Source organism: Streptomyces sp. rh34, from assembly GCF_002551245.1.
Taxonomy (GTDB): domain Bacteria; phylum Actinomycetota; class Actinomycetes; order Streptomycetales; family Streptomycetaceae; genus Streptomyces.
In genome coordinates, this window is the sequence record NZ_NTGZ01000002.1 from 42,132 (window position 1) to 62,960 (window position 20,829).

17 protein-coding genes and 1 pseudogene are annotated in these 20,829 nt (G+C 70.5%); 9 read left to right on the top strand and 9 right to left on the bottom strand.

Features of this window, described 5'->3' with window-relative positions:
* Window positions 1–61: 61 nt before the first annotated feature.
* A complete protein-coding gene (locus tag CR470_RS01010; RefSeq protein ID WP_097865668.1) occupies window positions 62–1,624 on the top strand; it encodes an MFS transporter in 1,563 nt (520 codons plus the stop codon).
* Window positions 1,625–1,746: 122 nt separating this feature from the next.
* Here the strand turns inward: CR470_RS01010 and CR470_RS01015 are convergent, their stop codons facing one another.
* On the bottom strand, window positions 1,747–2,502 hold the full coding sequence (locus tag CR470_RS01015; RefSeq protein WP_097865669.1) for a DUF6227 family protein: 756 nt from the start codon (window positions 2,500–2,502) through the stop codon (window positions 1,747–1,749).
* A 337-nt stretch (window positions 2,503–2,839) separates the two neighbouring features.
* A complete protein-coding gene (locus CR470_RS01020; protein ID WP_373561379.1) occupies window positions 2,840–3,922 on the bottom strand; it encodes a P1 family peptidase in 1,083 nt (360 codons plus the stop codon).
* Window positions 3,923–4,189: 267 nt separating this feature from the next.
* Here CR470_RS01020 and CR470_RS01025 point away from each other — a divergent pair, with 267 nt between their 5' ends.
* The 6 genes and pseudogenes from CR470_RS01025 to CR470_RS01050 all read left to right on the top strand — a co-directional run bounded on the left by CR470_RS01025 (window position 4,190) and on the right by CR470_RS01050 (window position 9,836).
* Complete coding sequence (locus tag CR470_RS01025) at window positions 4,190–5,299, top strand: MFS transporter (RefSeq protein WP_097865671.1); 1,110 nt, start codon at window positions 4,190–4,192, stop codon at window positions 5,297–5,299.
* The gene (locus tag CR470_RS01030) at window positions 5,296–7,623 is read left to right on the top strand and encodes a molybdopterin oxidoreductase family protein (protein ID WP_097865672.1); all 2,328 of its coding nucleotides are present in this window, start codon (window positions 5,296–5,298) and stop codon (window positions 7,621–7,623) included. The genes CR470_RS01025 and CR470_RS01030 overlap by 4 nt, the downstream gene beginning before the upstream one ends.
* Window positions 7,624–7,629: 6 nt before the next feature.
* A complete protein-coding gene (locus CR470_RS01035; RefSeq protein WP_007452552.1) occupies window positions 7,630–8,232 on the top strand; it encodes a 4Fe-4S dicluster domain-containing protein in 603 nt (200 codons plus the stop codon).
* A pseudogene (locus CR470_RS01040) lies at window positions 8,229–8,921 on the top strand (ubiquinol-cytochrome c reductase iron-sulfur subunit); the annotation flags it as partial. The gene CR470_RS01035 and the pseudogene CR470_RS01040, both read left to right, overlap by 4 nt.
* Window positions 8,922–9,154: 233 nt before the next feature.
* Window positions 9,155–9,550 carry a hypothetical protein gene (locus CR470_RS01045; RefSeq protein ID WP_097865674.1) on the top strand — a complete coding sequence of 132 codons (396 nt, stop codon included), beginning with the start codon at window positions 9,155–9,157 and terminating at the stop codon, window positions 9,548–9,550.
* 61 nt (window positions 9,551–9,611) lie between these two features.
* Window positions 9,612–9,836, top strand: coding sequence for a hypothetical protein (locus tag CR470_RS01050; RefSeq protein WP_097865675.1), 225 nt, complete (start codon window positions 9,612–9,614; stop codon window positions 9,834–9,836).
* A gap of 16 nt (window positions 9,837–9,852) precedes the next feature.
* Here the strand turns inward: CR470_RS01050 and CR470_RS01055 are convergent, their stop codons facing one another.
* The 6 genes from CR470_RS01055 to CR470_RS01080 form a co-directional block, all read right to left on the bottom strand.
* On the bottom strand, window positions 9,853–10,395 hold the full coding sequence (locus tag CR470_RS01055; protein WP_097865676.1) for an MscL family protein: 543 nt from the start codon (window positions 10,393–10,395) through the stop codon (window positions 9,853–9,855).
* 113 nt (window positions 10,396–10,508) lie between these two features.
* Entirely contained in the window at window positions 10,509–11,213 is a 705-nt protein-coding gene (locus CR470_RS01060) for a hypothetical protein (RefSeq protein ID WP_373561380.1), read from the bottom strand.
* A 227-nt stretch (window positions 11,214–11,440) separates the two neighbouring features.
* Entirely contained in the window at window positions 11,441–12,325 is an 885-nt protein-coding gene (locus tag CR470_RS01065) for an S-methyl-5'-thioadenosine phosphorylase (protein ID WP_097865677.1), read from the bottom strand.
* 102 nt (window positions 12,326–12,427) lie between these two features.
* The gene (locus CR470_RS01070) at window positions 12,428–12,790 is read right to left on the bottom strand and encodes an FmdB family zinc ribbon protein (protein ID WP_097865678.1); all 363 of its coding nucleotides are present in this window, start codon (window positions 12,788–12,790) and stop codon (window positions 12,428–12,430) included.
* Window positions 12,791–12,856: 66 nt separating this feature from the next.
* Entirely contained in the window at window positions 12,857–14,137 is a 1,281-nt protein-coding gene (locus tag CR470_RS01075) for an MFS transporter (protein ID WP_097865679.1), read from the bottom strand.
* A gap of 363 nt (window positions 14,138–14,500) precedes the next feature.
* Entirely contained in the window at window positions 14,501–16,105 is a 1,605-nt protein-coding gene (locus CR470_RS01080) for a potassium/proton antiporter (protein WP_373561378.1), read from the bottom strand.
* A gap of 277 nt (window positions 16,106–16,382) precedes the next feature.
* Between CR470_RS01080 and CR470_RS01085 the strand changes: the two genes are divergently transcribed.
* Entirely contained in the window at window positions 16,383–19,127 is a 2,745-nt protein-coding gene (locus tag CR470_RS01085) for a penicillin acylase family protein (RefSeq protein ID WP_097865681.1), read from the top strand.
* Between the two features lie 75 nt (window positions 19,128–19,202).
* Here CR470_RS01085 and CR470_RS01090 read toward each other — a convergent pair whose 3' ends face one another.
* The gene (locus CR470_RS01090) at window positions 19,203–19,829 is read right to left on the bottom strand and encodes a 5-formyltetrahydrofolate cyclo-ligase (protein WP_097865682.1); all 627 of its coding nucleotides are present in this window, start codon (window positions 19,827–19,829) and stop codon (window positions 19,203–19,205) included.
* Between the two features lie 93 nt (window positions 19,830–19,922).
* On the opposite strand from CR470_RS01090, the gene galU reads away from it, so the two are divergent.
* Window positions 19,923–20,825, top strand: coding sequence for a UTP--glucose-1-phosphate uridylyltransferase GalU (gene galU, locus CR470_RS01095; protein WP_097865683.1), 903 nt, complete (start codon window positions 19,923–19,925; stop codon window positions 20,823–20,825).
* Window positions 20,826–20,829 lie beyond the last annotated feature (4 nt).

Genomic DNA, 20,829 nt, shown 5'->3' on the forward strand with positions numbered 1-20,829 from the left:
GGCCCCAGGATGCCGGACCATCAGGTCATCATCTGACCTAATGGATGCCTAGGTTCTTCCCATGCCTTCTTCCGCACCTCCGCCGCCCACGGCGTCGCACATCGCACCACCCACCGCACCCACCGCACCGGAAGCATCCGCGGCCCCCGCGCCGGCCGACCGGCGGCGCTGGTTCGCGCTCGCCATCGTGATGACCGCCGCCTTCATGGACCTGGTCGACGTCACGATCGTCAACATCGCGATCCCCAGCATCCAACGCGAGACCGGAGCCTCGGTCTCCGCGATCCAGTGGATCACCGCCGGTTATGCCCTCGCGTTCGCGGCCGGGCTGATCACGGGCGGCCGGCTCGGCGACATCTACGGGCGTAAGCGGCTCTTCCTCATCGGCATCGGCGGATTCACGCTCGCCTCCGCCCTGTGCGGCTTCGCGGGCAGCCCCGAGATACTGGTCGCCGCGCGGGTCCTCCAGGGCGCCACCGCCGCGCTGATGGTGCCTCAGGTGCTGTCGATCGTGCACGCCACCTTCCCCGCGCACGAGCGCGGCAAGGTCTTCGGGCTCTTCGGCGCGATCGTCGGGCTCGGCGCGGTCTCCGGGCCGCTGCTGGGCGCGCTGCTCACCGAGTGGGACCTCTTCGGGCTCGGCTGGCGGCCGATCTTCCTGATCAACCTGCCCGTGGGCATCGCCGGACTGATTCTCGGCGCGAAGTTCATCACCGAGTCGAAGGCCCCCAGGGCGGTCCGCCTCGACCTGCTCGGCGTCGCCCTGATCACTCTGGCGATGCTGATGCTCATCTACCCGCTCACCCGGGGACATGAGCTGGGCTGGCCGCTCTGGGGTCATCTGTCGATGGTGGGCAGCCTGTTCGTCTTCGGGGCGCTGGTTCTGTACCAGCGGCAGAAGGCGCTGACGGACGGCTCGCCGCTGATCGAACTGTCCCTGTTCCGGGTCAAGAGCTTCGCCGCCGGCATCGCCGTGCAGCTGACCTTCGGCGTCGGCCTCGGCATCTTCTTCCTGGTCTGGACCCTGTACATGCAGATGGGTCTCGGCTGGAGCGTGCTGCGCGCCGGCACGACGGGCATCCCGTTCTCCGTCGCCGTCTCGGTGGCCGCCGGGATCTCCGTGCAGAAGCTGGTACCCCGCTTCGGCCGCAAGGTCCTCCAGGCCGGTGCGCTCCTCATGATCGCCGGACTGCTGATCTACCTCTGGGAGAGCGAGCAGTACGGCATGGTCATCACGTCCTGGCAGATGGCCGTCCCGCTGGTGGTCATGGGCACAGGGATGGGGCTGGTCGTGGCTCCGCTGACCGACGCGGTGCTCTCCGAAGTGCCCAAGGAGCACGCCGGATCGGCGTCCGGGCTGATCAACACCGTGCAGCAGATGGGGACGGCGCTCGGTCTCGGCCTGGTGTCCGTCGTCTTCTACGGGGCGATCGGCGACCGGCTGGCCCCCGAGGCGGTCGGCCCGGCGTTCGTCGACGCGTTCCAGCAGGCGCTGTGGTGGGTGGCCGGGGTGTTCTCGGTGATCTTCCTGGTGATGTTCGCGCTGCCCGCCCGGCCGCGCGCCCACGTCGAGGGCGACGCCCCCGTGGAGGGCGAGGCGCACGCGGAGGGCGGCGTGAGCTGATCCGCGCGGGCGGTGGGGCCGGCCCCGTGTGGGCGGCGTGACCGGCCCAGGGGTGACCGGCCCTGCCCTGCTGTGACCGGCTTGTGCGGCGAGTCGGTCGGGGCCGGTCACGGCGGTCCGGGTCAGCAGATCCGGGTGCGGCTCTCCATCGCCGCACGGGCGGCGTGCTCGTCCTCGTACACCTCGCACATGTGGCGGCCGTCGGGCGTCGCCGTGTGCTCGACCTCCCACAGGCTCGTCTCGCTGCCGTCCAGCAGCAGGAACGCGTGCTCATAGAGCGTGAATCCGGCCGGGCGGCCGTCGACGCGGCACTGACGCCCGAAGATCTGGGTGATGTGGTGGGCGAACGCGGACCGGAGCAGCCGTGTCTTCTGCTCGCCCGGCCGGTCGGCGTTCTCCGCGCGGCGCAGCACCCGGCGGGCGTGGTCCGCGGAATTGTCGGGGGCGTACGTCCGGGGGAGCGGGGCCGGCGGGGCGGACATCAGCAGCGTCAGCATCTCCAGATCGCCCGGGGTCTCCTGCACTCCCTCGTCGCCGAAGGCCGGGGAGTCGGAGAAGCTCCCGGCGAGTCGGGACGCGGCAATGCGGGCGTCGCCCTCGTCGTCGTACAGCTCGTGCCGACGCGGTATCCGCACGTCCCGGCCTCCGCTGTGCACCAGCTCCCACAGAGTGAGGGCGGAACCGTCGGCGAGGAGATACGTGTGACGGTAGGTCTCGCGGTGCAGCACGGAGCTGTGGTGCGACGAGTGCAGCGAACTGCTGTGGGCGAGCGCGGTGCCGAGGCGGTCGACCGTGCTGTCGGGAAGGTCGAAGGAGTTGAGGGCGCGTCGCAGGAGTCGGTCGAGGTGGTGCTCGGTTGTCTCGTACGGATCGCTCAAGGTGGTGTCTCCAGGCCGTCGCCGCGTGTTACTTGGTGCGTGCTTAACGTAGTCCCTGGGTCCGACATCGTGACCGGGGTTGGTAAAAACGTAGGGCGCACGCAGAAAGTTCCCCGCGTGTTCCCGGTGCATTTCGGGCGGTTGGGGTGAACTCCCTTGTGCAGACGACGAGTCGGGCGCCCGCGCGCCCCTCGCCCGCGCCGCGCGCCCCCCGGTGTCCGCCGCCCGGACCGGCCGCCAGGCGCTGTGCGACCGCGTGGCGCCGACCGCCGTACGGTTGTGTGGCGCCCGCCGCCGTACGGCCTCGTGGAGCTGTTCGCCGTACGGCTCAATACAGCTAGGGCCTGGCGCCGTACAGCTCCGTGTACGAGAGGAGCCTGCCGCCCGGTCCCTCGATGCTCCGGGCAGCGCGCGCGGCCTTCACGATGGCCCGCGCCAGGACGTCGGCGCCCGCCGCCAGGATCTCGTTGACGGCGGCCGGGTCCCCGGGTGGCACCCGCACCTGCCCGGTGGCCAGCGTGAACACGGTGTCCCCGTCGGTCAGCAGATGGACGGGGCGCACCGCGCGGGCCAGCCCGTCGTGTGCGGTGCCCGCCAGCTTCTGGGCCTGTGCCCGGGTCAGGTCCGCGTCCGTGGCGACGACCGCGATCGTCGTGTTGAACGGCGGGGCCCCGGCCCCGGCCGCCTCCGTCGCCTCCCGCTCCCGCGCGAGACGTCGCTCCGCCGCCGCGTGGACCTCGGCCGGAGGGTGGGCCGGCGGCTCCCCGGCCCCGTACTCCCCGAACAGCACCCCGGTCCGGGGGTCGACCACCGAGCCCGCCGCGTTCACCGCGACGAGGGCGGCCACGGTGACCCCGGATGCGAGGCGGGTGCTCGCCGTGCCGATGCCGCCCTTGAGCTGCCCGGCCATCGCGCCGGCGCCCGCGCCCACGCCGCCCTCGGCGACGGGCTCCCCGGCCCCCGTGGCAGCCGCGGCCTCCACCGCGGCGCGGCCGGTCGACGCGTCGGGGCGGGCCCGCCAGTCGCCGCCCCGGCCGAGGTCGAAGAGGGCGGCGGCCGGAACGACCGGCACCACCTGGGTGGGTCCGGTGCCGATCCGGACGCCCCGGCCCTGCTCCTCCAGCCACGCCATCACGCCGGACGCGGCGTCGAGCCCGTACGCACTGCCGCCCGTGAGGACGACGGCGTCGACCCGCTGCACCAGATTGCGCGGGTCCAGCGCGTCCGTCTCCCGCGTACCCGGCCCGCCGCCCCGGACGTCCACCGCGGCCACGGCCCCGCCCTCGGGGGCCAGGACGACGGTCGTTCCGCTCAGCGCGCCCGCACCGGCGACCTCGGCGTGGCCGACGCGGATTCCGGCCACATCGGTCAGTGCGTCCAGCAGGGGCGAGCGCCCAGAGGCTCCGCCCTCCGGTTCCATGCGGTCCAGGGGTTCCGCGCGGTTCATGGGGCCCTCGGGGTCCACGCGGTCCATGGGGTCCCTGGGGGTCATCGCGTGGCTCCTCCGGTCGGGATCGAGGCCCGCAGGGTAGTGCGGGCGGTGCGTTGCGAACGTACCGGCGGGAGGGACGCGACGAGCAAGCCCCCCGCCCGGGCGAGGCGGCCCTTGCGACTGTCTGGGCGACCCCCTCACCCTCTCACGCCCTAAAACGGGTTCAATCAGCCCAAACAGCCCTACGGTGGCCGGGTGACCGAGCCCTCAGAAGCCACCGCAGCCGCCGAGCCCCAAGCCCCCGGCGGCCCTGCGGCAACGCCTCCCGCCGCTACCGGCCCCCGGTCCGTCACCACCCGGGCGACGCTCGCCGGCGTGGCTGTCTCCGCCCTGCTGATCCTCGCGATCGTGCTCGGCAGCCGCATGCTCCACAACTTCGACTCGGCTCTCCTTCCCTATGCCGTGGCCACGGTCTTCCTCGCTTTCGGCGTCGCCTACCGGTACACCGTCTGGGTCTCCGCCCCCGGCGCCCGGCGCCTCTTCAAACAGGGCCTGCGCAGCCTCTTCTCCCTGGACAACTTCCGCGGGGCCCCCACCGCCCTGCCGAAGATGATCGCCACCTATCTGGGCTTCCAGAAGTTCCTCGGCGCCCGCTCCCACGCCCGCTGGGCCGCCCATCAGCTGATCTTCTGGGGCTGCGTCCTCGCCGCCCTGATCACCTTCCCGCTCACCTGGGGCTGGTTCACCTTCACTTCCGGCAGTGGTGCGGGACCCGGTTACGAGATGCGGATCTGGGGCTTCAAGATCCTCGGGTTCGACTCGCTCCATGTGCTCGGCTGGCTCATGTTCCACGGCCTGGACATCGCCGCCGTCCTCGTCATCCCCGGCGCCTCGTACTTCCTGTGGCGCCGGATGAAGGACCGCGGCGCCGCCACCGGTCAGCGCTTCGCCTACGACCTGGTGCCGCTGATCGCGCTCATCGTCATCTCCGTGACGGGGCTGCTGCTCACCTTCTCCTCGATCTTCCTGCACGGCGGCGGCTACCAGTTCCTCGCGATCCTGCACATGGTGTCGGTCGTCTTCACCCTCATCTACATCCCGTTCGGCAAGTTCTTCCACATCGTCCAGCGCCCGGCCGCGGTCGGCATGCAGCTGTTCAAGTACACCGGCCGCAAGGACGACGAGGTGTTCGCCTGCCGCCGCTGCGAGGAGCCCATCGACACCGGCCCCTATGTCGAGAACCTGCGCGGCACCATGCGCGACCTCCGGCTCGACTTCGACTCCTGGGCCGAATACTGCCCGCGCTGCAAGCGGGTGCTGCGCGGCAGCGCCTACCTCTCCGATGTGAAGAAGGGCTTCAAGTGACCGCGGATCCGCGAACTGCTGCCGACCGCCGGACGTTCATCCCCCTGGACCCCTCCCTCGCCCCTCCCGGCACCCGCGCCTTCCGGGACGCGGGCGGCATCCCGGCCGACCAGTGGCACGCCGACCAGAACGGCGAGACGCTCGTGCCGACCCACTGCTGCTTCTGTGGCGTCCAGTGCGGGATGTATCTGCGCGTGGACCGCGGCGGCAAGGTGTTCGGCGTCGAACCCCGCAACCACGACATCAACCGGATGCGGCTCTGCCCCAAGGGCATCAACGCCTACCAGCAGGTCAACCACCCCGACCGGCTCACCGCCCCGCTGATGCGCCGCTCCCGCGACGAGGAGTTCCGCGAGGTCTCCTGGGAAGAGGCGCTCGACTTCACCGTCTCCGAGATCAAGCGCATCCAGCAGACCCACGGCAACGACGCCTTCGGTCTCCTCGGCGGGGCCAGCCTGTTCTCCGAGAAGACCTATCTGGTGGGCAAGTTCGCCCGCGTCGCGCTCAAGACCCGGCACGTGGACTACAACGGGCGCCTCTGCATGGTCAGCGCCGCGGGCGCCAACAAGCTGGCCTTCGGCATCGACAGGGCCGGCAACCCCTTCTCCGACATCCTGCTCACCGACTGCCTGCTCATCGCGGGCTCCAACGTCGGCGAGTGCTTCCCCGTGATGACCCAGTACGTCTGGGGGGCCCGGGACCGGGGGGCCAGCCTCATCGTCATCGACCCGCGCGAGACCGCCATCGCCCGGACCGCCGACATCCACGTCGCCCTCAAGCCCGGCACCGACTCCGCCTTCTTCACCTCCGTCCTGCACGTCGTCATCGAGGAAGGGCTCACCGACGAGAGCTACCTCGCCGCCCACGCCACCGGCTGGGAAGAGGTCAAGGCCAAGGCCGCCGAATACCCGCCCTCCCGTGCCGCCGCGATCTGCGGGATCCCCGCCGAGCAGATCGTCCAGGTCGCCCGGACCTTCGCCCGCGCGCCCAAGGCCATGGCCTGGCACGCCCGGGGCATCGAGCACCACTCGCAGGGCGTCGAGAACTGCCTCACCGTGATCAACCTCTGCACCGCCACCGGCCACATCGGCAAACCCGGCGCCGGCTACGGCACCATCACCGGCCAGGGCAACGGACAGGGCGGCCGCGAGCACGGCCAGAAGTCCGACCTCCTCCCCGGCGGACGCTCCATCATGAACGAGGAGCACCGCCGCCAGATCTGCGAGATCTGGGGCATCGAGGAGTCCGAACTCCCGCCCGCCGGGACCTCCATGATGGAAATGGTCTGGCAGATGCAGCGCCGCGAGATCCGCGGCCTCATCGGCATCTGCAACAACCCCTTCGTCTCCCTGCCCAACTACCGGGTGGTCAAGGAGGGGTACGACACCACCGAGTTCCACGCGCAATTCGACTTCTTCCTCTCCGAGACCGCCGCCAACGCCCATGTCGTCTTCCCCGTCACCACCTGGGCCGAGGACGACGGGGTGATGGCCAACGCGGAGGCCCGCGTGGTCAAGCACAACAAGGCCCAGGACCCGCCCCCCGGCGTCCGCACCGACACCTGGGCGATGTGCGAACTCGCCCGACGGCTCGGCGTCGGCGACAAATTCGACTTCCCCGACTCCCGGTCGGTCTTCGACGAGCTGCGTATCGCCTCCGCCGGCACCGTCAACGACTACTACGGCATCACCTACGAACGTCTGGAGGAGACCGGCGGCATCGCCTGGCCCTGCCCCACCACCGACCACCCCGGCACCCCCCGGCTCTTCGAGGACGGGAAGACCTACCACCCCGACGGCAAGATCCACCTCCAGGTCGTCGAATGGCACCCTCCGATGGACCCGTACGACGACGCGTACCCCATGTCGCTCACCACCGGCCGCACCGTCGCCCACTTCCTCTCCGGCAACCAGACCCGCAGGCTCGGCGCCCTCGTCGAACAGACCCCGCGCCCCTGGGCCGAGATCCACCCCTCGCACGGCTTCCGCAACGGCGAGCCCGTCCGCGTCGTCACCCGGCGCGGCAGCGAGGTCTTCCCCGCCCTGGTCACCGAGGCGATCCGCGCCGACACCGTGTTCGTCCCCTACCACTGGCCCGTCCCCACCGCGGCCAACGCCCTCACCATCGACGCCCTCGACCCCCGGTCCAAGATCCCGGAGTACAAGGTGTGCGCCTGCCGCATCGAGCACGCCGAGCGGATCGACGAGGTCCCCGCCCCACCGGTCGCTCCCGGCCATGTCGCCTACCCGGAGACCCAGGTCTCCCGTACCGACCCGCTGCCTCCCACGGCCCCCCAGGGACGTGGCACCTCGGAGAGGAGCTGAGGCCCCATGATGGGCAGAACGATCTTCATCGACCCGGGGCGCTGCATCGGCTGCCAGGCCTGTGTCTCCGCCTGCCGCGAATGCGACTCGCACCGCGGCAAGTCGATGATCCACCTCGACTACACCGACGAGGGCCACTCCGTCGCCTCCCTCCCCACTGTCTGCATGCACTGCGAGGACCCGGTCGCCCCGTGCGCCGAGGTCTGCCCCGCCGACGCGATCCTGGTGACCGCCGACGGCGTGGTGCAGCAGGCCGACACCACCCGCTGCATCGGCTGCTCCAACTGCGTCAACGCCTGCCCCTTCGGCGTACCGAAGATCGACCTCCAGGCGAAGCTGCAGATGAAGTGCAACCTCTGCTACGACCGCACCGCCTACGGCCTCGCCCCCATGTGCGCCACCGTCTGTCCGACCGGAGCGCTCTTCTACGGAACCGTCGAGGAACTCCAGGCGGAGCGCCCCGGGGTCCAGGTCGCAGACACCTTCGTCTTCGGCGAGACCGAGGTCCGCACCGGCGTGGCCATGGTCGTCCCCGCCGAACGGGTCCAGTGGCCGGTCCCCGGCGGGCTCCCCGTCGTCGAGATCAACGGGAAGGACGTCCGCCGATGAGCGTCACCGATCAGCAGCCGGGCGGCGAGCATTCCGCCGGGGGAGACCCGCGCGAGGCGCTCCAGGACCGGATCGCCGCCGACTCCCTCACCACCCGGCGGGACTACCTCCGGATCGTCACCACCGTCTCCGGCGGACTCGCCGTCGGCGGCATCGGGGTGGCCGCGGGCATGCTCCACCGCCACGGCGACGGCGAGGAGGGCAAGGCCCCCGAGGCGAAGCGCATCGCCGGGCGACTCCAGCCCGGCGAGTCGATCGCCTTCCGCTACCCGGGCGAGGAGGACCGGGCCGTCGCCGTCCGCCTCGACGACGGCACCCTCGTCGGCTACTCCGCCGTCTGCACCCACCTCGCCTGCGCCGTGCTCTGGCGCAAGGACCGGGGCACCGAGGGCGAGCTGTACTGCCCCTGCCACGAAGGAGTCTTCGACGCCCGGTCCGGCGAGGTCACGGCGGGACCGCCGCCGCGCGGGCTGCCCAAGGTCGTGGTCATCGAGCAGGACGACGGCAGTATCTGGGCCGTGGGGACCACCCGCTCCGGCGAGAGCATCGAGGAAGGCCTCTGCCGCCAGCTCGGCGGCGACCGCCCCGACCTCGCCTCCCGCATCGGGTGCCCCGACATCGGCGGCGGAGCCGAATCCCCGCCCCGGGCAGCCGGCGCCCGGCCCCGCAGCCGGAGCACCGGCGAGCGGCCCCCGCCCCGGGCCTGTCTCTTATANTATAAGAGACAGGACATCGGCGGCGGAGCCGAATCCCCGCCCCGGGCAGCCGGCGCCCGGCCCCGCAGCCGGAGCACCGGCGAGCGGCCCCCGCCCCGGGCCGACGGCGGAACGGAAACCGCCCGCCGGGCCACCGGCCCCGCACCCGGCCCCGGGCCGAGAACCGGCGAGACCTCCGCCACCGCCGAGAACGCGGGCAGGCGGACATGAGCGACACCCCGCACCCCGAGCAGCCGCTGCCGCCCCCCGGCAGCCACTTCCCCACGTACCACCCCGGCAGCGCCGACCCCGAACTGAACCGGCCCGTCCACGAGCGGTATCCGCAGATCCGCCCCACCAGCGGATACGGGGACCCTCGCGTCCGGCACACCGGCCCCGGGCCCGGAGCGGGCACCGACCAGGACCCCGAGCGCTCCTCGAAGCTGACCGCCCGGCTCACCCTGGCCATGACCGTCGTCATCGGTCAGCTCTGGGGGCTGACGGTCCTGATCGACGAGTGGATGGAGGGCAACACCGGCACCGCCTGGTGGGGAGCAGGCTTCCTCTGCCTGTCGTTCCTCGTCGTGCTCGGCCTGTGGCTCATCGACCCGAAGGACCGCTGACGCCCGCCGCCCGGCTCCACGGCGGCTCACATCTGGTGGTGAGCCGCCGTACCCTGGAGACATGAGCGCCGCCCCCGCCCCCAGCCCGCGCGATGCGAAGCAGCAGCAGCCACAGGAGCAGCCGCACGAGGAACCGAAGCCCAAGCCGGTTCTGGACTTCGACGATCCGCTGGACCGGCAGTCCGCGGACGATACGGACCAGGGGTGGGGTGAGCGGCCTCTCTCCGGTGGCAGTGCCGCCGACCTCGCGCGCTTCCTGGACGAGAAGCCGCCCCACCACATCTGAGCGATAGCCCTCCGGGCTACCGGTCCTCGCGCGGGTCCGCCGCCGCTCCGTCCGTTCCGCCCGGGGCCTCGCCCGAGCCCGGCCCGTGAGAGCCGGGCTCGCCACCGGTGCGCTGCGCCACGAGGGCGTCGCGGATCTCCTTCAGCACCTCCAGCTCGCTCACCTCCATCGTCTCCCGCACGCCTTCCTTGGCGGCCTGCGTCGCCGCCCGCCTGGCCAGGTACTTGGCCATCGGCAGCACCATCAGGAAGTACACGACGGCAGCGGTGATGAGGAAGCTGAGGGCGGCGCTGAGCACCGAGCCCCACAGGATCTCGATCCCGTCCATCTCCCCGGTCTTCGGGTCCGTGGTGCAGGGGCCCTGGAGGCAGGAGCTGTAGTTGTCCAGGTCCTGGGTGCCGAACGCGCCGACCAGGGGGTTGATCACGCCCTTGACGACAGCGTTCACGATGTTGGTGAACGCGGCGCCGATGACGACAGCCACCGCGAGGTCGATCACATTGCCGCGTGTCAGGAAGGCTTTGAAGCCCTCCAGCAGACTGACCTTCTTCTCGCTCACAGGTGAGCCTTCTTTCGCATGGGCGGTGACGGGAGCGAACTGCTCCGTCACCTAAGGCGGGAGAAGGCGGCGCTGTCCAACCCGCTACTTCCCACGGGTGAGGTGAGCGGACGTCAGTTCGCATCGGACACCGCCACGGCCAGTCGCCCCGAAGCGCTCGCGCCCAGCAGCGCCGTGGCCGTCGACCGCTCCACGGACAACACCACCAGCGCCCCGGCCTCCGCCCCCGTTCCTCCGATGCCCTCCGCTTCTCCGATGCCTTCCGCCCCTCCCGAACCACCCATTCCTCCCGAACCGTCCGCTCCGGCGCTGGACACGTCCGCCGCATGGCCGCCGGGGCCTGCGGCCGCGTACGGCACCTTCGCCACGCGCACTCCTCGCGCCACCACGCGCGCTTGGCCGTCGGCGTCACCGACCGCGATCACATCGACCTGGTCCCCCGGGCGCAGCAGTCGTACCGTCTCCGGGTCCGCGATCCTGACCGGCGCGGAGACCAGCCGCACGGACGACCGGCCTGCCCCCTGCTGAGCATCCGGTGGGCCGGACTCCCCGTCGGTACTGCTCAGGCCCGTGGTGGCCAGCGCGGCACCCGCCAGCGCCAGCCCCGCAGCCGCCGCACGCCGCTGTCGGCGCAGCATACGGCGCAGCCGGTCCGCACCACCGCCCCGCACACGCAGGGGTCCGAACGGCCCCACCCCGCACGGCGCGGGCACCGGCGCAGGAGGCGGAGACGGGCACGGGGAACGGGACGGCGAGGGGGAGAGGGGGGAGGGCCGGGAAGGGGATCGAGACGGGAAAGGGGGCGTGGACATGGGCATGGACATGGCATCACCTGGATTCCGCCGGACGAGGGCAAGGGCAAGGGAAGGGGAAAGGGGAGTCCGGACCGGTTGTTCCGGCCGAACTCCCCTCACTCTCCACCGTCCGCGCAGATCCCGCTGAGGCCTGTGGACAGTCCCCGCACTGGGGACAACTCCGTCACCCGTTCCGGCGACGCCCGCCCTGCCGAAGCGGCGGCGATCCCTACGGCAGGGCGATCCCCGCCCTACGGCAGGGCGATCCCCGTGTCGATCCCGTCCAGGGCGTGGGCGCACGTGCAGTTGCGGTTCTCGCTCTTCGGCAGCCCGGCCACCGCGTCGAACAGCACCGAGCGCAGCCGGTCCACGTTGGCCGCGAACACCTGGAGCACCTCTTCGTGAGAGACGCCCTCGCCCGCCTCGGCCCCCGCGTCCAGGTCGGTCACGAGGGTCATCGTCGTGTAGCAGAGGCCCAGCTCCCGGGCGAGGACCGCTTCGGGGTGTCCGGTCATGCCCACGACCGACCAGCCCATCGCCGCGTGCCAGCGCGATTCCGCACGGGTCGAGAAGCGGGGACCCTCGACGACCACCAGGGTGCCGCCGTCCACCGGCTCCCAGTCGCGTCCGCGAGCAGCGGCGAGCGCGGCCTTGCGCCCCTCGGCGCAGTACGGGTCGGCGAAGCCCAGGTGGACGACGTTCGGTACGGTCCCGTCGGCCCGGGTCTCACCATCGTAAAAAGTCTGCACGCGGGCCTTGGTGCGGTCCACCAGTTGGTCGGGGACGAGCAGGGTGCCCGGACCGTACTCCGGCCGCAGCCCGCCCACCGCGCACGGGCCGAGCACCTGCCGGACCCCGACGGAGCGCAGCGCCCACAGATTGGCCCGGTAGTTGATGCGGTGCGGCGGCAGGTGGTGGCCGCGTCCGTGACGGGGCAGGAAGGCCACCCGTCGGCCGCCGAGCTCGCCGAGGAAGACCGAGTCGCTCGGCTTCCCGTAAGGGGTGTCCACGGAGACCTCGGTGACGTCCTCCAGGAAGGAGTAGAAGCCCGAGCCGCCGATGACACCGATCTCCGCGGAGCTCCCGGTACCCGCCGTACCCGTACCGGAGCCCGTTTCGTCAAGTGCGTTCGCCATGCGGTCACCGTATCGGGAGGAGCGTTTTCCGGGGCGAACGCCCGGACCCCGCCGAGAGGCCTCGGCGGGGTCCGGTGAAAAGCAGGTGGGGCGTACGCGGGCTCAGGCGGCCGACGTACCGCTCGACGAGGCCGGCGCGGACGCCGACGACGAGGAGGAGCCGGACGAAGACGAAGACGAAGAGGACGACGTCGTCGCGCTCGCCTTCGTGTCCGAACCCGACGACGAGGACGACGTGGAGTCGGACGACTTCGAGGCCGTCGACGCCGCTGTGCTGCTCGACGAGGAGCCGCGGCTGTCGTTCCGGTAGAAACCGGAACCCTTGAAGACGATGCCGACCGCGGAGAACACCTTCTTGAGGCGTCCGTCGCAGCTCGGGCACACGGTCAGGGCATCATCGGTGAACTTCTGCACCGCCTCGAGGCCCTCGCCGCATTCGGTGCACTGGTACTGGTAGGTCGGCACTTGCTCCTCCTGGCACTCTCACTCAATGAGTGCTAACGACGCTCCATACTGACGTATTCCGTTGAATCAGTCCACCGTGACCGGCTCGCGGTGACCGATCCCACGTGCCACGGTGCGTCCCGAGGGCCTCGGAGCCAGCCGCGAACGCAGGGCCAGCAGGGTCATCAGGGCCAGCGCGGTTCCGGCCAGAGGCACCAGGAAACCGGTGCTCGCACCATGGGCATCGGCGAGTTGCCCCGCCACGGTCACGGCCGCCGCCTGTCCGAGCGCCACGGCGCCCGTCAGCCAGGTGAAGGCCTCGGTGCGGGCGGTGGCGGGCACCAGCGCTTCGACCAGGGTGTAGCCGCTGATCAGCGCCGGAGCGATGCAGAGGCCGACCAGCAGGCCGAGCCCGGCCAGCAGCGGCACCGAGTGCACGGCCCACAGGCCGGACGCGGTCAGGGTCAGTGCCACGTATCCGACGATCAGCCGACGGCGCGGGCTGCTCTTCCAGGCGATGGCGCCGCAGGCGATGCCGGCCAGCATGTTGCCCGCCGCGAAGATCCCGTAGAGGACACCGTTCACCCCGGGGTGACCGATCTCCTCGGAGAACGCGGTCAGCGAGACCTGCATCCCGCCGAAGACCGCGCCGATGCCCAGGAAGGCGACGGCCAGGACACGCACGCCCGGTACGGAGAGCGCCGAGGTGTGCGGTTCGGCCGCGGTGGCCGCGTTGCGAGGGGCGGGCTGGGTGGCGCGCTGCGCGGCGAAGAACAGGCCGCCGACCAGGGTCAGAGCGGCTTCCGTGATCAGTCCGGCCGCCGGGTGCACGCCGGTGCAGAGCGCGGTGGCGATCACCGGGCCGAGGACGAACGTGAACTCGTCCGTCACCGACTCGAACGCGGCAGCGGTGGACATCAGCGGAGAGGCGGGCCGGTCGGGGGTCGCCCCCAGCATCGCCGCCCAGCGGGCCCGCACCATGGGGCCGATCTGCGGGATCGAGGCACCGGTCGGCACGGCGGCGACGAACAGCGCCCACAGGGGTGCGTCCGCCAGCGCCAGCACGGTCAGGGCGCTGACCGAGACGGTGTGGAGGAGGACCCCGGGCAGCAGGACGGCGCGCTGGCCGAAGCGGTCGGCGAGCTTGCCGCTCTGCGGGGCGAACAGCGCCATGGCGACGCCGGAGACCGCCGCGACGGCTCCCGCGCTGCCGTACGAGCCGGTCGTGTGCTGCACGAGGAGGACGATGCCGATGGTGAGCATCGCGAACGGCTGCCGTGCGGCGAAGCCCGGGAGGAGGAAGGTCCACGCACCGGGGGTGCGCAGCAGTTGCCCGTATCCGGGGCGGTCGGAGACCGTGGTTGCCACGGTCCTTGCCTTTCTGCCGCCTGGTAGCCCTGCTTCCCGGCGCCTTTGTGGGGCGGGCCGGACGGAAGCGGCCGAGAGCTGTCCTCTTCGCGCTGAACTGCGGTAGATGCCGGGCGACTCGCTGCAATCGGCGAAGAAACGCCGGGCGAAGAGACACCACGACCGCCATACGGTCGCGCCAGCTCTGCTTCAGACAGAGTTGGTCGATCAGGTTTACCTTCATGGTACAGGCAGGAAGCCCTGTATGCCTGAGATTGCGCACAGGGCTTCCGTAACAGCCTGTGATCTACGCCGCTCCGGCGCCCGACGCCTGGGGCGTCGCCTCAGGGAGAACTCAGAGAGAACTCAGGAGCCTCGGGAGTCTCAGAGACTGGCCTTCGTGCCGCTGCCGCTGCCGTTTGCGCTTCCGCTTCCCCTTCTTCCATGGGCGTTGGTACTGGTACCGGCGCCGCCGAGCTTCTTGGCCAGCTTCATCGCCTGGGGGATGGCCGAACCGCCATGGGATCCCGCCGTGCCGGGTGCGTCGGAAGCGGAGGATCTGCCCGTGCCCAGCCAGCCGGCCAGTTTGCCGCCCTCGCCGACCGCTCTCAGCCGCTCCTCCGCCCTGTCGCGCACCGGATCGGTGGCCACCACCAGCAGTTCGTCCCCGCGTCGCAGCACCGTCGCCGGGGCCGGCACGAAGCTCTTGCCCTCCCGGACCACCAGGGTGACCGCGGCGCCGGCCGGGAGCCGGAGTTCGCCGACCTCGACGCCGTGCATCTTGGACTTCGTGGGGATGGCGACCGACAGCAGGTGTCCGCGCAGCCGTTCCAGCGGGGCCGACTCGATGCCCAGGTCGGCGGCTTCGGACGGATCGTCGGCGATGTTCAGCTTGTTCGCGACCCAGGGCAGCGTCGGGCCCTGGATCAGGGTGTAGACGATGACCAGGACGAAGACGATGTTGAAGATCTTGGTGCTGCCCTCCACCCCGGACACCATCGGAATGGTCGCCAGGACGATGGGCACCGCCCCGCGCAGCCCGGCCCAGGACATCAGGATCTTCTCGCGGGCCGGCAGCCGGAACGGCGCGAGGCTCAGGAAGACCGACAGCGGCCGCGCCACCATGGTCAGCACCAGGCCCACGACGATGGCGGGCCAGAAGTCGTCGACCAGGTCGTGCGGGGTGACCAGCAGGCCGAGCAGCACGAACATGCCGATCTGGGCCAGCCAGCCGAGCCCGTCGGCGAAGCCGCGCGTGGCGGGCCAGTGCGGCAGCTTGGAGTTGCCGAGGATCATCGCGGCCAGGTAGACGGCGAGGAACCCGCTGCCGTGGGCCATGGCGCCGGCCGCGTAAGCGGAGACGGCGATGGCCATCACGGCGATCGGGTAGAGGCCGGAGGCGGGCAGCGCCACGTGCCGCAGCCCCAGGGACCCCAGCCAGCCCACCGCGATGCCGATCGCGGCGCCGATGGCCAGCTCCATGGCGATCTCCGCGACCAGGATGTACCAGTGCTCGACCGGGCCGACCGCGGAGAACGCGACGACCAGGATGACGACGGGGGCGTCGTTGAACCCTGACTCGGCCTCCAGGACCCCGTTGATCCGGGGCGGCAGGGGCACTTTGCGCAGCACGGAGAAGACGGCCGCCGCGTCGGTCGAGGAGACGACCGCGCCGATGATGAGGGCCTGGCGCCAGTCCAGGCCGACCAGGTAGTGCGCGGCGGCGGCGGTGATGCCCACGCTGATGCCGACGCCGACGGTCGAGATCACCGCGGCCGCGGGCAGGACGGGTCTGACCTCTTTCCACTTCGCCCCGAGTCCGCCCTCGGCCAGGATGACGACCAGTGCGGCGTAGCCGAACACCTGCGTCAGCTCTGCGTTGTCGAACTTGACGTCGAAGATGCCGTCCTGCCCCAGGGCGATCCCGATGCCGAGATACAGGAGCAGGCTGGGGAGCCCGCTGCGCGACGAGATCCGTACCGCCACCACGGCGACGAGCAGGACGAGCGAGCAGACAAGCAGGAGTTCGTTGAGCGCGTGGACAGTCAGGGTCCGTTCCTTCCCTGCGTGCGCCTGCCGGATCGTCCTCCGGCAGCCAGTTACTTCGTTACCTTACCTAATCTTTAACGATTCCTTGACGGGTTCGAGTGTTCGTGCGAGGAAGACGCAAATGGATGCATCCCTATACCGCGTCCGAGTGGCTTCTCCGCTGCGCCTATGGTTGCTCCTGCACTCCCAGGACCACCCTGCCCCTCGAAGGACAGCGATGCCCGCCAACACAACCGCCTCTTCCGGCCCTTCCGACGCGAAGAAGCCCGGCAGGAAGAAGGGGCGACGCGCCCGCCTGATCGTGCTCGTCCTGGTGCTGGCGCTCGTCGCGGGTGTCGGATACGGGGCGTACTGGTCCGTATCCACCGTGCGGGCCTCGTACCCGCAGACCACCGGGTCGATGACGCTCGACGGCCTTACCGGCGACGTCGAAGTCAAACGCGACTCGTACGGAATTCCACAGATCTACGCGGACTCCGATGCCGACCTCTTCCGCGCCCAGGGCTTCGTCCAGGCCCAGGACCGCTTCTGGGAGATGGACGTCCGGCGGCACATGACGTCCGGCCGGCTCTCCGAGATGTTCGGTTCCGGACAGGTGGAGACCGATTCCTTCCTGCGCACGCTGGGCTGGCGGAAGGTGGCGCAGAAGGAGTACGACGAGGTCCTGGACGAGAGCACCAAGAAGAACCTCCAGTCGTACGCGGAGGGCGTCAACGCGTATCTGAAGGGCAAGGAAGGCCGGGACATCTCGGTCGAGTACGCGGCTCTGGGGCTGACCAACGACTACAAGCCCGGCGAGTGGACCCCGGTCGACTCGGTGGCCTGGCTGAAGGCGATGGCCTGGGACCTGCGCGGCAACATGCAGGACGAGATCGACCGTTCGCTGCTGACCAGCCGCCTCGACAAGGACCAGATCGAGGACCTGTACCCCGGCTACCCGTACAAGAAGAACAAGCCGATCGTCGAGCAGGGCGCGATCTCCCCGGCCACCGGGAAGTTCGACCCCGAGGCCACCCCGTCGGACAACATCGGCTCCCCGACCCCCGAGGGCGCCACCGAGGGCCTGAACACCCAGCTCTCCGCGCTCTCGGACACCCTCGACGAGATCCCGGCGCTGCTCGGCCCGAACGGCAACGGCATCGGCTCGAACTCCTGGGTCGTCGACGGCAAGCACACGACGTCCGGCAAGGCGCTGCTCGCGAACGACCCGCACCTCGCACCGATGCTGCCCTCCCTCTGGTACCAGATGGGCCTGCACTGCCGGGAGCTCTCCAAGACCTGCCAGTACGACACGGCCGGCTACACGTTCGCCGGCATGCCCGGCGTGATCATCGGTCACAACCAGGACATCGCCTGGGGTCTCACCAACCTGGGCGCCGACGTCACCGACCTCTTCCTGGAGAAGGTCTCCGACGACGGCTACCTGTACGACGGCGAGACCAAGTCGTTCAAGACCCGCGAGGAGACCATCAAGGTCGCCGGCGGCAGGGACCGGACGATCACGGTCCGTGAGACGAACAACGGGCCCCTGGTCTCCGACCGCAGCAAGGAGCTGGACAAGGTCGGCCAGAAGGCCCCCGTCAGCAACGCCGCGCCCGACCGGGCCGACGGCTACGCGGTGGCGCTGAAGTGGACCGCGCTGGAGCCCGGCAAGTCCATGGACGCCGTCTTCGCGCTCAACCGGGCCAAGAACTTCACCACCTTCCGGGCGGCGGCAGAGAACTTCGAGGTCCCCTCGCAGAACCTCATCTACGCCGACACCGAGGGCAACATCGGCTACCAGGCCCCCGGCAAGATCCCGGTCCGCTCCGAGGGCTACGACGGCACGGCCCCGGCCCCGGGCTGGGACCCGAAGTACGCGTGGAAGGGGTACATCCCCTTCGACGAGCTGCCGTACGAGTACAACCCGGACCGCGGCTTCATCGTCACCGCGAACCAGGCCGTCATCGACGAGAAGAAGTACCCCCACCTCCTGACCAAGGACTGGGGCTACGGCGCCCGCAGCCAGCGGATCAACGACCTCCTGACCCAGAAGATCAAGGGCGGCGAGAAGGTCTCGACCGATGACATGCAGAAGATGCAGATGGACAACTTCAGCGAGATCGCCGCGCTGCTGGTGCCCAAGCTGAAGGAGATCAACATCTCCGACCCGAGCGTCCGCGAGGCCCAGAAGCTGCTGGAGGGCTGGGACTACACCCAGGAACCCGACTCGGCCGCCGCCGCGTACTTCAACGGCGTCTGGCGCAACATCCTGAAGCTCGCCTTCGGCAACAAGCTGCCCAAGGAGATGCGGGTCAAGGGCGACTGCCTCAACGTGCCGCCGGCCAAGAACAGCGGCCCGGTCGACCAGCAGAAGAAGCTCGTCCGCGAGTGCGGCCAGCGCGACGGCGACACCGCGCAGCCGGACGGCGGCGACCGCTGGTTCCAGGTGGTCCGCGACATCGTGGACGACCAGGACAACGCGTGGTGGAAGGCCCCTGCCCGGGGCCGCGAGGACGCCCTGGAGAGCCGGGACGACCTGTTCGCCCGGGCGATGGAGGACGCCCGCTGGGAGTTGACCGCCAAGCTCGGCAAGAACATCTCCACCTGGAGCTGGGGCCGGCTGCACCGGCTGACGCTGAAGAACCAGACCCTCGGCATCGAAGGCCCCGGCCTGCTCCAGCGGGCGCTCAACCGAGGCCCCTGGAACCTCGGCGGCGGCGAGGCGGCGGTCAACGCCACCGGGTGGAACGCGGCGAGCGGATACGACGTCGTCTGGGTGCCGTCGATGCGGATGGTCGTCAATGTGGGGGACTGGGACAAGTCCCGCTGGATCAACCTCAGCGGAGCATCCGGCCACGCGTTCAACGCGCACTACACCGACCAGACCGACAAGTGGGTCGACGGCGAACTGCTCGACTGGTCCTTCGGGACGGACGCGGTCGACGCGTCCACCGTCGACACGCTGACGCTGAAACCGTAAGGCGGACCGGAAGCCCTCTTGCAGCTCACGCGTGAGCTGCAAGAGGGCTTCCGGCTGTGAGGGCCAGGTAAGGGCTCATGAGGCGAAGCGCCGTACTCCGGCCGGCGTGACCACCGCGTCCACGGGATGGTCGTGCGGTTCCGAGGGGACCCGCGCGACCACCTCGTCGTCGTACAGCAGCACGACGAGCGAAGGGTGCGCCCCGGCGGCCGTCAGCCGGGCCAGCACCCGGTCGTAGCTCCCGCCGCCCCGCCCCAGCCGCATCCCGCCCCCGTCCACCGCGAGGCCGGGCAGCAGCACCGCGTCGGCTTCCAGGACGGCGGCGGGGCCCAGGCGCGGGCCGCCCGGCTCAAGGAGCCCCCGCCCGGCCGGGAGCAGGTGCTCCGGGCCCTCGTAGGCCGCCCAGTCCAGGTCGTTGTCGGCCAGGAGGACCGGCAGCAGCACTCGGACGCCGCGCCCGCGCAGTGCTTCCAGGAGGGCGCGGGTGCCCGGTTCACGCCCCACGGAGACGTACGCGGCGACCGTACGGGCGTCGGCCAGTTCGGACAGGCGCAACGCCGCCCCGGCAAGAACCGCGGCGGTCCGGACGACGTCCTCCTTCGTCAGGAGGGCACGCGCGGCGAGCAGTTCGCGCCGCAGGGCGCTCTTCGCGGACGCCTTTCCGGGCTTGGCGGACGCCTTTTTGGGCTTTTCGGTGTTCAATGGCGACTCGCACGATTCTCGTATGGGCATATTTGAGTACGAAGTTAACCGGAATATCAGCTTCTGGACGTGTGTGGCCGTTAAGGTCTGCACATGACTCAGTCGCCCCCCAGGATCAGCAAGGCTGTCATCCCGGCAGCAGGTCTCGGCACCCGGTTCCTGCCCGCCACGAAGGCCACTCCCAAAGAGATGCTGCCTGTCGTCGACAAGCCGGCCATCCAGTATGTCGTCGAAGAGGCCGTGGCAGCGGGTCTCTCCGACGTGCTGATGATCACCGGCCGTAACAAGCGTCCCCTTGAGGACCACTTCGACCGCAACTACGAGTTGGAGTCCGCGCTCACCCGCAAGGGTGACGCCGACCGTCTCGCCAAGGTCCAGCAGTCCAGCGACCTGGCCACCATGCACTACGTGCGACAGGGCGACCCCCGCGGCCTCGGGCACGCCGTGCTGTGCGCCGCCCCGCACGTGGGCGACCAGCCCTTCGCGGTGCTGCTCGGCGACGACCTGATCGACCCGCGCGACGCGCTGCTGGCCCGGATGGTCGAGGTCCAGGAGCGTGAGGGCGGCAGCGTCATCGCGCTGATGGAGGTCGACCCCTCGCAGGTCCACCTCTACGGCTGCGCCGCCGCGGACGCCACGGTCGACAGCGACGTGGTCCGCATCACCGACCTGGTCGAGAAGCCGGACCCGGCCGACGCCCCCAGCAACCTCGCCATCATCGGCCGGTACGTCCTGGACCCCGCGGTCTTCGACATGCTGCGGCACACCGAGCCGGGCCGCGGCGGCGAGATCCAGCTCACCGACGCGCTCCAGGTGCTCGCCGCGGACGAGAAGATCGGCGGCCCCGTGCACGGCGTCGTCTTCAAGGGCCGCCGCTATGACACCGGCGACCGCAGCGACTACCTGCGCACCATTGTCAGACTGGCGTGCGAACGTGAAGACCTGGGGCCGGACTTCCGGACCTGGCTGCGCAAGTACGTCGCTGAGGAGATGTAACGCC

Coding starts and splice junctions, on each gene's coding strand:
- CR470_RS01010 (WP_097865668.1), top strand. CDS start 62: ATGCCTTCTTCCGCACCTCCGCCGCCCACGGCGTCGCACATCGCACCA.
- CR470_RS01020 (WP_373561379.1), bottom strand. CDS start 3,922: ATGGAACCGGAGGGCGGAGCCTCTGGGCGCTCGCCCCTGCTGGACGCA.
- CR470_RS01035 (WP_007452552.1), top strand. CDS start 7,630: ATGATGGGCAGAACGATCTTCATCGACCCGGGGCGCTGCATCGGCTGC.
- CR470_RS01045 (WP_097865674.1), top strand. CDS start 9,155: ATGAGCGACACCCCGCACCCCGAGCAGCCGCTGCCGCCCCCCGGCAGC.
- CR470_RS01050 (WP_097865675.1), top strand. CDS start 9,612: ATGAGCGCCGCCCCCGCCCCCAGCCCGCGCGATGCGAAGCAGCAGCAG.
- CR470_RS01060 (WP_373561380.1), bottom strand. CDS start 11,213: ATGCCCATGTCCACGCCCCCTTTCCCGTCTCGATCCCCTTCCCGGCCC.
- CR470_RS01065 (WP_097865677.1), bottom strand. CDS start 12,325: ATGGCGAACGCACTTGACGAAACGGGCTCCGGTACGGGTACGGCGGGT.
- CR470_RS01085 (WP_097865681.1), top strand. CDS start 16,383: ATGCCCGCCAACACAACCGCCTCTTCCGGCCCTTCCGACGCGAAGAAG.
- galU (WP_097865683.1), top strand. CDS start 19,923: ATGACTCAGTCGCCCCCCAGGATCAGCAAGGCTGTCATCCCGGCAGCA.